The organism is Microcystis sp. M049S2 (assembly GCF_020245625.1).
In the GTDB taxonomy this organism is placed as follows: Bacteria; Cyanobacteriota; Cyanobacteriia; order Cyanobacteriales; family Microcystaceae; genus Microcystis; species Microcystis ichthyoblabe_A.
Map to the genome: position 1 here is coordinate 1 of NZ_JADBUN010000230.1, position 11,375 is coordinate 11,375.

The 11,375-nt window shown below is 46.5% G+C and carries 10 protein-coding genes; all 10 read left to right on the top strand.

The genetic code is table 11. The annotated features are described in order from the left end of the window. Positions 1–782 (top strand): hypothetical protein (locus IM496_RS18585; RefSeq protein ID WP_287662894.1); only part of this gene is annotated, 782 nt, incomplete at its 5' end. Then, entirely contained in the window at positions 782–1,489 is a 708-nt protein-coding gene (locus tag IM496_RS18590) for a CIS tube protein (RefSeq protein WP_194018289.1), read from the top strand. The genes IM496_RS18585 and IM496_RS18590, both read left to right, overlap by 1 nt. Positions 1,490–1,607: 118 nt before the next feature. Further along, positions 1,608–2,675, top strand: coding sequence for a phage late control D family protein (locus IM496_RS18595; RefSeq protein WP_194018291.1), 1,068 nt, complete (start codon positions 1,608–1,610; stop codon positions 2,673–2,675). Then, a complete protein-coding gene (locus IM496_RS18600) occupies positions 2,672–3,325 on the top strand; it encodes a phage baseplate assembly protein V (RefSeq protein WP_194018293.1) in 654 nt (217 codons plus the stop codon). The genes IM496_RS18595 and IM496_RS18600 overlap by 4 nt, the downstream gene beginning before the upstream one ends. Positions 3,326–3,407: 82 nt before the next feature. Continuing rightward, positions 3,408–3,809: a PAAR domain-containing protein gene (locus tag IM496_RS18605; protein WP_287662895.1), complete on the top strand. Its 402-nt coding sequence runs from the start codon at positions 3,408–3,410 to the stop codon at positions 3,807–3,809. A 13-nt stretch (positions 3,810–3,822) separates the two neighbouring features. Then, complete coding sequence (locus IM496_RS18610) at positions 3,823–4,221, top strand: GPW/gp25 family protein (protein ID WP_194015639.1); 399 nt, start codon at positions 3,823–3,825, stop codon at positions 4,219–4,221. Between the two features lie 110 nt (positions 4,222–4,331). After that, positions 4,332–7,817 (top strand): putative baseplate assembly protein, encoded by a 3,486-nt coding sequence (locus IM496_RS18615; RefSeq protein ID WP_194015641.1) that lies wholly within the window; start codon positions 4,332–4,334, stop codon positions 7,815–7,817. Between the two features lie 15 nt (positions 7,818–7,832). Next, positions 7,833–9,332, top strand: coding sequence for a baseplate J/gp47 family protein (locus tag IM496_RS18620; RefSeq protein WP_194015643.1), 1,500 nt, complete (start codon positions 7,833–7,835; stop codon positions 9,330–9,332). Positions 9,333–9,387: 55 nt separating this feature from the next. Then, complete coding sequence (locus tag IM496_RS18625; protein WP_287662896.1) at positions 9,388–10,170, top strand: phage tail protein; 783 nt, start codon at positions 9,388–9,390, stop codon at positions 10,168–10,170. 43 nt (positions 10,171–10,213) lie between these two features. Then, a partial coding sequence (locus IM496_RS18630; RefSeq protein WP_287662897.1) for a translocation/assembly module TamB domain-containing protein occupies positions 10,214–11,375 on the top strand: 1,162 nt, incomplete at its 3' end.

Sequence of the window (11,375 nt, forward strand, 5' to 3'; positions counted from 1 at the left end):
GAAAAAACTGGCAGCAGCCAGACGAAACAGCTGAAGAAAAGAAGATAGATTCCCTAACCGCTACTTCGGGAGAATCTACTTTACCTTTGAGAACAATTACTGAAAGGATAAATAATCCCACTTCTAACTCAGAATCAGCAGCTACTTTAGACCAATCAGAGGCAATAGTTGCGTCAACAGAAGGAGAAACAAAAGTTACCTCAGTTGAATTAGGACAACCTCAAGTAAGCAATTTAAGCACAGCAACCCCCTTGTTGCTGCGGCAAAGCTTACAATCGCTAGATAAAGAATCTAACCGACTAACAACAGGTTCAGGTACAATACACAGAGAGGCGATCGGAGGACAAAAACAGTCAGGAAATCAAGCAAATAGAGATATTGCCGCCGTTAACTCCGAATTAGCGACAACCTCGATCGCCGTCGTTCCAGAAATTCCCTCTAGAGAGGTTCCAGGAAACCTCTCAATCCCGACCAATCTGGTTTGGCGTAAAACTACCAGTGAACCAGCGAGGACAGTTTTCTCCGCCGCCAACAACGGCTATACTGACTCCTCTTTGCCGTCAGTCAGTATTCCAGTCAATCCTAATCGTCCCAATATCCTGCGCCAGATGTCAAATACGACTTCTGAGATGGAAGCTGTGCCATCAAATCCTGCTATACCAGCGATCACTCAGACACCAAACCAGACTCCGGTAGTTAATGTTGCAGACATCGCCGAACAAGTCAGCCGTCTGCTGTTTCGCCAGTTAACCGTTGAACGTGAACGTCGAGGAATGAGCTAATGGTACTAGAAACGCCTACCAAATTAAAGATTAAACCTCTACCACCGTCTAAGCTGCCAGAAATTACGGTGCAATTCAATCCGACTGCCTATTCAATTACCAAACCAGTCACCTGGAGTTCGCAAGTATCTGCTAGTACTTCAACAGCCACCAAAGGAGAGCAATCTACCGTCCAGAGAAATTTGAATGCACCAGTTTTGCAGTTTGGGGGAGGAGGAAGTCGCACCCTTGTTTTAGAACTGTTTTTTGACGTGACTGAACCCGTTACAGACAAGGGTAAGCCAGTAGATGACGTGCGCCAACTCACCAATAAAATTGTCAAGCTGACGCGCATTGAACGGGATACCAATCAACCGCCAATTTGCACAGTGTCTTGGGGAAACCCCCTCGATCCTCCTGAGTTTCCCTTTATTGGAGTGGTGACTAACTTGGTGCAAAACTTCACCCTCTTCAAAAGTGATGGCAAACCCCTACGCGCTAGGCTGACAGTGACTTTTACTGAATGGATTGATCGAGAAAAAGACCTCAAACAAACTGATCCAGAACAAACGACACGCCTGGTCAAGCGAGGAGATACTTTAAGTAGCCTAGCGGCGGAAGTATATGGAGATCCCAATCTCTGGCGCATTATCGCCCAAGCAAATAATCTAGACGATCCGCGCCATTTAAAAGTAAGCAATCCTCTAATTATTCCGAAACTACGTTGATGAATTATGAATTATGAATTATGAATTGGGAATTGGGCAGGTGACAGAGTTATATGGCGACGAACAGGGAACAGGGAAAAAACTAATCTAAAATCTAAAATCAGGAGAATTATCGATAATGCCGACAACGAGTCCGCCAAATTTGCTGTTACCGAGTTTTGCTCTGAAAATTGGCGGTTCACCACTGCCAATTGAGACAGAAATTCAGGTTATTAGTATCACCGTTGAGGATGACCTGACTCTACCCAGTATGTTCACAGTGGAACTGACTGGACTTGAAACTCAGAATAGTCAGATTGCCTTACTCGATGACGCTCTTTTTGCTCTTGGTACTGAAGTAGAGATTAAACTAGGTTATGGGAGCCAACTGGTCACCTTAATTAAGGGAGAAATCACTGGATTAGAACCAGAATTTGCGATTAATCGCCTGCCCAGCTTAATCGTGCGCGGTTATGATCGCCGCCACCGACTACAAAGAGGACGCAAGACTCGTACTTTCCTCCAGAAAAAAGACAGCGACATCGCCGCGCAAATTGCCAACGAAGGAGGACTTACTGCCAAAGCCGAAGATAGCCAAGTCATTCATGACTATCTTATGCAGGCTAACCAGACGGATCTGGAATTCTTGCAGGCACGGGCGCGGCAGCTCCAGTATGAGGTAGTGGTAGAGGACAAAACCCTCTTGTTCCGTCCGGTGGGGAATGCCGGTAGCGCCGTCTTAACCCTGACTCTGGAAGACGACCTGCTGGAATTTTCTCCCCGCCTCTCTTCCCTCGGACAGGTGAGCCAAGTATCGGTGCGCGGCTGGAGTGCCAAAGACAAGCAAAAGGTTCTCGGACAGGCTAAGGCGGGGGATGAAGTCTCGACGATGGGGGGACAGTCGAGCGGTGCTAAGCTCAGTGAGAGTGCCTTCGGTGAGGGGATAGGGGGTATTAGCGATCGCCCCGTTGCCAGTCAAGCTGAAGCCGATCAATTTGCTAAAGCTCAATTTAATCGGGGGGTACTGGGATTGATTACTGGTGAAGGTATTTGTCGGGGTAATACCCAAGTGCAGGCCGGTAAAGTCATTGAGATCGATGGTATTGGCCAGCGATTTAGCGGACTGTATTACGTCACGGCGGCCAGCCATCGTTACGGGACTCGCGGTTACTTCACTTATTTTACAGTTCGGAGGAATGCAATATGAATCTCTTTGAGGTGACAGTAGATACGGAAACTAGGGAAGCGATCGCTGGTCGTATTTTCGGAGTCGTCGTCGGCGTAGTTACCAATAATAAAGACCCGGATAATTTAGGTCGGGTCAAGTTAAAATTTCCCTGGCTGAGCGATCAAGATGAAGATGAGAGTAACTGGGCGAGAATTGCTGCTCCCATGGCCGGGAAAGAACGAGGATTCTACTTTCTCCCAGAAGTAGATGATGAAGTTCTAGTTGGTTTTGAGCAGGGAAACCCGCGTTTTCCCTACGTTTTGGGGGTTCTTTGGAATGGTAAAGATGCACCTCCGGCTAATAATAGCGACGGAAAAAATAACCTGCGGCTGATCAAATCTCGCAGCGGCCACGCCATTCGCCTGAATGATGAAGATGGCAAAGAAACTATTGAAATTATCGATAAAACTGGCAAGAACAGCCTAATTTTCGATACATCTAATAACACAATTACTATTACCGCTGACAAAGACATTACCCTTTCTGCCACTAAAGGGACGATCAAACTAGACGCACAAAAAATCGAAATCAAGTCTTCCACCGACAGTAAAATTGAAGCTGGAGCCGGCATGGATATCAAAGCCAGCGCCCCCATGAACATCAAAGGCGCAACTATCAACCTCAATTAGTTGTGAATCCCCAATCAAATCAGGATTTTCAGGATACTCAATCCAAAATCCAAAATCCAAAATCTAAAATCTAAAATCCATTATGGGACAACCCGCAGCTAAACAAGGCGACCAAATTATTGCCACCGACACCCACATTGTCATGGTGCCAGCACCGCCGGGACCGCCAGTTCCGACTCCCCTTCCCCACCCCTTTATTGGTATCATCAACGGCAACCTCAGTGCCGATGTCAAGATTATGGGGATGGCAGCCGCCACCGTGGACAGCACGGCGGACAACACCCCACCCCATATCCCTACCCCTCCTGGTACGGCATTCCAGAACCCTCCCGCCAACAAAGCCGCCATTAAAATCGGCAGCCCAACCGTCAAGATCAACGGCAAGATGGCAGCGCGTAACGGCGATATGGCGCAGACGTGCAATGATCCAGCCGATTTGCCCGTAGGACGGGTTATTGCTGTCGGTACCGTTTTCATTGGTTAAGGAGAAGATGGAGATGGAGAAATCTTTTTTAGGTGTTGGCGTAGGATTCCCCGTTCAGGTCGATTCGGGGGCGATCAATTGGGCTAAGTACGAAGAAAGCGTCCGTCAGTCCATCTGGATCGTTCTGGGAACGGCTAAGGGCGAGCGCGTGATGCGCCCCGATTTCGGCTGCGGAATTTACGACCTCGTTTTTGAAATGAATACAGCAGCCACCGCTGGCAAAATTTCCCAACAAGTGCGAGAAGCTTTACTCTTGTTTGAGCCTCGCATTGATGTATTAGACGTTCAAGTTATTCCCCAATCTGACAGCGAAGGGGAAAAACTGCTCATCAGTATTGACTATCAGGTGCGAGCAAGTAATAACGTTTTTAATCTGGTCTATCCGTTTTATTTAGAAAGGAGTGCTGGGTGATGAATTTTAGATTTTAGATTTTGGATTTTGGCTTGATCATCCTGATAATCCTCAAATCTTGTAATTCCCAATTCCCAATTCATAATTCCCAATTCATAATTCATAATTCAATGGTTAAATCAGCCCCAAAAATTGATCAGCGCACAGCCACTGAGATTACCGAGCAGTTGCAGGAATTACTGCTTGAGTATGCACCCACTTGGCAGGAATTTGAAGTAGATCCGGTAACGGGCAAGCGCCTGCCGAAAAAGGGGAGCATCAGTGCCGCCTTGATTGGCACCTTCGCCCGCTTTACCGAAATTATCATCAAGCGCTTGAACCAAGTCCCTGACAAGAATTTCCTCGCCTTCCTGGATTTGTTAGGAGCTTCCCGCCTCCCACCCCAATCCGCTCGCGCTCCCCTGACCTTCTCTCTGGCGGCTGGCTCTACAGTAGATGTAGTTGTTCCGGCGAGAACTCAGGTAGCCGCTCCCCCGGCGGAAGGGGAAAAAGACCCAGTAATCTTTGAAACAGAAGCGGAATTAGTCGTTACGGCTGCTCAACTCACCTCCGTATTTGTGCAGGAGCCGCAGCAGGATACCTGGAGCGATCGCACTGCTTGGCTGACGACCGGAACTGCAACTGCGGGTTTTGTTTTTCATGGCGATGGGGGAGTCGAACACAGCCTGTACTTAGCTTGCGATGACCTATTTTCTCTACCAGTTGCTAAAACCGTCACCTTAACAATTCAATCTGAGGATGCTCAGAGGTTAGCAGGACTCCCCCTTACTTGGTCTTATTGGAATGGTCAAGATTGGCAGCTCCTATCAGTTAGTAATACCACAGACAATAACCAAAGTTGGCAAGTATCAATTCCTAACTTTCCCCTTCCCATTAAACAAATCATCAATGGCGTAGAAGCGTCCTGGCTGAAAGTTGCGCTCAATCAGTCTTTAATCTTTGGTTCTCCTCCCTTACCGAAAATTCAAGGAATTACAACGAGAGTAAGCGTTACTCAGTCTAATTTACTGCCCGATCTCGGTTTTACTAATACTTCACCCCTCGACCTCACTAAAGATTTCTATCCCTTTGGCGAAACCCCTCGCCTCAGCGATACTCTATACCTAGCCAGCCAGGAAGTCTTTGCCAAAGCTGGAGCTAGGGTAACAGTCAACCTTACCCTCAATGAAACTGTCCTCGTCAACACTGGGGGCGACGTTGATCTGGCTTGGGAAGTTTGGGATGGTAATGCTTGGCAGCCATTATCGGTAACTTCCAGTAGCCCAGCCACTGCCAAATTCAGCCAAAGCGGATCAATCAGTTTTACTTTGCCCAATCAGATAGGATTAGCTGAAGTTAATGGCAAGACTAATTATTGGATTCGTGTGCGGATTGTTCGGGGAAACTATGGCACAGCTTCTGCCTCTCAACCACCTACTTTTACTACCCTCAGACAAGAAATTAGGGAAAATACCGCGCAAATTATCGTCAACAGTAGTCGGGGGTTTATGCCAGGCGATCGCCTCCAGATTGCCGCTGGAACTAACACTCAGGAAATCCGAACGATCAGGGTTGTTGATACCGCAAATAATAGCCTGACGTTGACAGAAGCCCTACAATCGCCTCATCCAGTGGGGACAGGGGTTTGGCTAGTAAATAACGCTACTTTGTCTCCACCTTTAGTGCAGTCGCTGAAGCTGAGTTACACCTATAATTCCACTCAGTCTTTATCTGCTTGTCAAACCTACAATAACTTTACATACATTCAACAGAAAGAACAACCATTTATTCCTTTTGAATCCCTCACAGAATCTCATCCTTCGCTCTATCTAGGATTTACCCTCCCGCCAACTCGCTCCAATTTTCCCAATCGTCCTCTGAGTCTTTTTGTCTGCTTAGCAGACTTGAAATATGGGGAAAAATTTATCCCTCTTTCTCCCCCCTACAGTCGTCAAGTTGGGACAAATGGCATAGTCACCCATCCCCTGTGGGTGACGAATGATACAGATAAATCAGTCACTTGGCAAGTGGAAATTTGGGGCAATAATTGGGAGACGACAATCTCAGAGGAAGGGACTTCAATTACTCTTGCTCCTGGGGAAACAAAATCCTTAAAAGTGCAGATTACTATTCCCGAAGATCTCAATCAGGAAAACCGAGATCTTGCTTTTGTGCGCCTGAGCCGTCCTGACACTTTTGAGCCTATTTATACTGCTACTTTAGAAACCTTTGTGGCAGACCAACTACCACCAAGGTCGCCAGTCCGGTTATCTTGGCAATATTGGAATGGACAAGCTTGGTCAAAACTTACGGTCGAGGATGGTAGCGAAAATTTTACCCTTTCAGGATTAATTAAATTCTTAGTTCCGGCCGACTGTCAAACTAAAGCCGAGTTTAACTTATCGGAACGTTACTGGTTGCGGGTACAGTGGGAAACAGGAGACTATCTGGTTGAACCCAGAATCATAAAACTTGCTCTCAATACAACTTTCGCCAGCCAAACGATCACGATTGTCAAGGAAATTTTGGGTTCTAGTAACGGGTCAGAAAATCAAATTTTCCAGACGACTCGCTTTCCCGTCCTGCAAAACCCACAATTGGAGGTCAGAGAACCAGAAAAACCTTCAGATCTAGAGCTAAAGAGACTAAAACTCCCAGGAAATACCAACCCGATTACTCCAATTCCCAATTCTCGAGAAGTCTGGGTACAATGGCAACAAGTTCCTGATTTCTATGGCTCGGATCCGCGTGATCGCCACTATCTCCTCGACCAACTTACGGGCAAGATTCAGTTTGGCAACGGGCGCAACGGACTGATTCCGCCTCTGGGAACTGGTAATCTCAGGATGGCGTGGTATCAGACGGGTGGCGGTGAAGCCGGGAATAAACCAGTCGATAGCATTGTACAACTGAAAACCACAGTTCCCTACATCGAGAAAGTAACCAACTTACAAGCAGCGCTTGGTGGCGCAGAAGCAGAAACCCTGGAATCCTTGCGCGATCGCGTTCCTGAAACTATCCGCCACCGCGATCGCGCCGTCACCCTAGAGGATTACGAAGACTTGGCCAAACTGGCTTCCCCAGAGGTAGCAAAGGCCAAGTGCCTACCTCTACATTGGCTAGAAGATCCACCTGAGCAACCGCCCAGACGGGGAACAACCAGCATCATCATCGTACCGCGCTCTGAGGCGCTCAAGCCTTTACCAAGTCTGGAACTGATTAGCCGCGTTGAGCAGTTTCTCAGAGCGCGTGCTTGTCTAACTGCCGAGATTTTGGTAGTTGGTCCCCCGTATATATCAGTGAATGTTAATGTCGAAATTGGTTTGAGTTCCCTCGAAGGAGCCAGCACTGTTGAACAAGCAGTTAAAACAACTCTAGAGCAGTTTTTACATCCCCTGACGGGCGGGTTAGATGGCAAGGGCTGGGATTTTGGACGCGAACCCTACAAATCCGATTTTTATGCTCTATTGGAAGCTGTCCCCGGTGTCAGTTATATTCGCCGCCTCCTGGTCGATGATGGCAGGGTTTCTGAGGAGGTTGAAGCAATTAGAAAGAGCGGCCGTTTCTTAGTCTATTCTGGCACTCACACGATCAGCTTATTTTTTGAGGAATCTTGAGGAATCTCGCAGCTTTTGAAAATTGAAAATTCATTAAATTTTGCCGTATTTACCATGCCTTTAGAATTACCCAACCTAGATGACCGCACTTATGAGGATCTTGTTGCCGAAGCCCTCAGACTGATTCCTAACTACGCCCCGGAATGGACAAATTATAATCCCTCAGATCCAGGTATTACCCTGATTGAAATGTTTGCCTACTTGACGGAAATGTTGCTGTATCGGCAAAATCGAATAACTGATGATAACTTGCGAACATTTTTGCGGTTGCTTAATGGACCTGATTGGGTGGCTGATCAAAATCAGGATTTAGGACAAGAAATCCGCGAGGCTGTTTTAAATTTGCGGGATCTCTATCGAGCAGTAACGGCTGAAGATTACGAAATTCTGAGTCAGGCAAAATTTAACATCTGGTTAGTGCAGATGCAGCAAGAAGAAAAAGCTGACCAATTACTCCAAAAGTCTCTCGAAGACCGATGCAAAGAATGGTGGGAAACAACTGGTTTAGCGATAAAAAAAGAAAATTTACCCTCAAAAGTTAACCAAAAAATACAACGCGCTTATTGTGTTCCACAACGCTATTTAGGAGCAGGTAGGGAAGAAGAAAGAAAGCAAAGTAAACCTAACTATGTCAGTGTCCTGATTCTACCCGATCAAGATAGTGACAGTGCCAATCAATTAGGCCCCCAACCAACGACTCTACTAGGAGATGCACTTCAGGGCTATCTCCAGCAACGATCTATCCTCACTACTCGCCTGTCCGTTGTCGGCCCGACTTATACTCCTGTTAGTGCGGAAATTCTCCTTGCTCGTCGCTCTGATGTACTCACTAAGACAATCAGCAACAACATCATAAAAGCTATGCAGCAATTTCTTGACCCAGAAAACTGGCCTTTTGGTCGAGATGTTCACGTCTCCGAAGTATATGAATTACTAGAAAAAATTGACGGAGTGGATTATTTATCAGACATTCTGCTTGTTAGTCAATGTCAGCCAGAAAATAAACATTGTCTAGCAGCAGATACTATCTGGAACGATCAGGGAGAACCGATTGGACTGCGGTTGTATGATCATTATCTGCCAGCAAACCGCCTCAAACTAGACCAGATTTTGATCGCACCTAGTGCTGATTTTTTGACAGTGCAGTTAACAATTAAAATCAGAGCTTCTTCGGGGTCTGATCCCGACTTACTGAGGCAGCAAATTAAAAGCCAAACTCGAGCTTTCTTCCATCCTTTATATCCAACAATTCGCGACCTAAACCCAGATGGTGAAACTGACATGAAACTTGAAGTTACCGCTAACCAAACTATCAAGCTTAGTAGCTTACAATTAGCAGATTCTCAGTATCTCGAGACAGATTCTCGTGAATTAAATTTAGCCACAATTATTACTGACATTGAGCAGGTTACTTCTATTAAATTATCTAGTGATCGCAACCGAGAGCCAGGGGGATGGCTGTTAATCAAAGCAGAAGAAGTGATTGATTTGCGATCGCAGATTGAGGTGGATTGAGTTATTGCCAATTGAGAGAGTAAGTGATCAAACAATTTTTTCTGGAGAGGATTTTATGACAATCAATGAAAGAACTGGACAAGGGAGTAGTTTACTCAATTATCTACCGGCTATTTTTCAAGAAGATAGTGAAGCCAACCAGCCGAATTTTCTCGGTCGTTTCCTGCTGGCTTTTGAAAGAATACTCCTTGGTTTAGGAGAAATATCCTCAGAAGTCCCCCAACCAGGTATAGAAGAAATTCTGGGGGGAGGAAACATTACTGATACTGATACTTTTCAGGGTGAGACAACCCAGTTAGCGGGAGTTTATCGGTATTTTGAGCCGGGAGCCAACTTGAGCGCCTCCCAACACGCTCCTAGCGATTTTTTACCTTGGCTGGCTAGTTGGGTAGCCTTGACTCTGCGGGATGATTGGGAGGAAAATAAGAAACGACTGTTGATTGCTAGGGCGGCTCAACTGTATCGGCTGCGAGGCACCAAACGCGGTTTAGAAGAGGCTTTAATTATCTATACCCAAACGGGAGTACAGACGACCTCTGCTGTTGGTGTGCAGGTCAATGAACTGAACGCGCCATTGCAGGTAGGTGTCCATGCTACCATTGGGAAAGATACCATCCTTGATGGTGGCGCTCCCTTCTTCTTTTGGGTGCAAATTGTTTTGCCAACAGCCAATCCTGAACTGATCAAGCAACAGCAAGAGATTGTTACTGCTATTGTCGATTTACAAAAACCGGCTCATACTGATTTTCTCCGACCGATTACGGTGGTAACGCCTGTATTTCGGATTAATTTTAATTCCACTGTGGGCATCGATACGCTTTTAGGAGAACCGAATTAATAATATCTGTTTTGCAAGCTAAATTCATCTAAGGAGACCAAACATGACTGACTCAATTAAACGCTTAAATTACTTTGACGGGCAATTCCTGCGCGCACCCGATTTTACCGAGGAACAAACCTATCACCTGGAGATGGGACGGCGACACAATCAGAAACTCCACACCTGGGGCATCGCCGATGGCTTAAAATTACAATATACTATCGGTTCGTCCCAGATAGAAATTGCTGAAGGCATGGCGATTGACAGTGAGGGACGAGAGATTGTGCAAGTGAATAAAGTTAATAGAGATTTATCTACCTTTCCTGGTAAAACCGTCTATATCACTATCGCCTATAATGAGCGAAAGGTCGATGAGACGAAAGAAACGGGGGTAGAAGGCTTTACCCGTGTACAAGAAATCGCCAATATTAATGTAAGTGAAAATCCCCCTTCTGCTGATCAATTGAGTCTGCAATTGATCTTGGGGCGGGTGACAGTGAACTCTGAGGGCAAAATTACAGCCACCGATGAAGGAGAGGGAGTTAATCGGCGGCGTGCTGCTGGGGTCGTTGCTGGCGATTTAGAAGCCCGTAGTCTCACTTTAACCGATCCCAATGTTGATCCGTCCCAATGGTCCAAGATGCGTTTAGGAGCCGCCGGACGAGCCGATTTAAACGGTGACCTGAGAGTTACTGGTAAGCTGGAAGTGACTGGGACAGTGGATGGTCGGGATGTTTCTGCTGATGGGACTAAGTTGGATACTCACACCAGTAACACCAATAACCCCCACCAAACAACCGCCGCCCAAATCGATAACCAGGGAGGAACGAACCGCCTTGTTACTCAGATTAATGCGAGTACGGGGGTGATTAGTGAGGCGAGAATTGACCCAGCAATTGCCCGGGATAGCGAGGTAACGACTGCCATCAATTTGGCAGTGAGAAAAGCCGGGGATACGATGACGGGGGCACTGACGATTCAAAGTAATCTCACCGTTACGGGCAACGTTAGCTTGGGCAGCCTGACAGTGAATGGACGAATGAGCGTATCTGATGGAGTAATTCAGCGGGGAGGCGCTCCCCTAACTACAACAGCCGATTTGGGACTATATTCACAATTGGACAGTCAATGGATCAGATTTGTGACTAAAAATGCTCCTTTTCTCTTCTACTCTGATGGAGGTGCTGGAACAACTCCTATGTTCATTATTGAACCATCAGGCA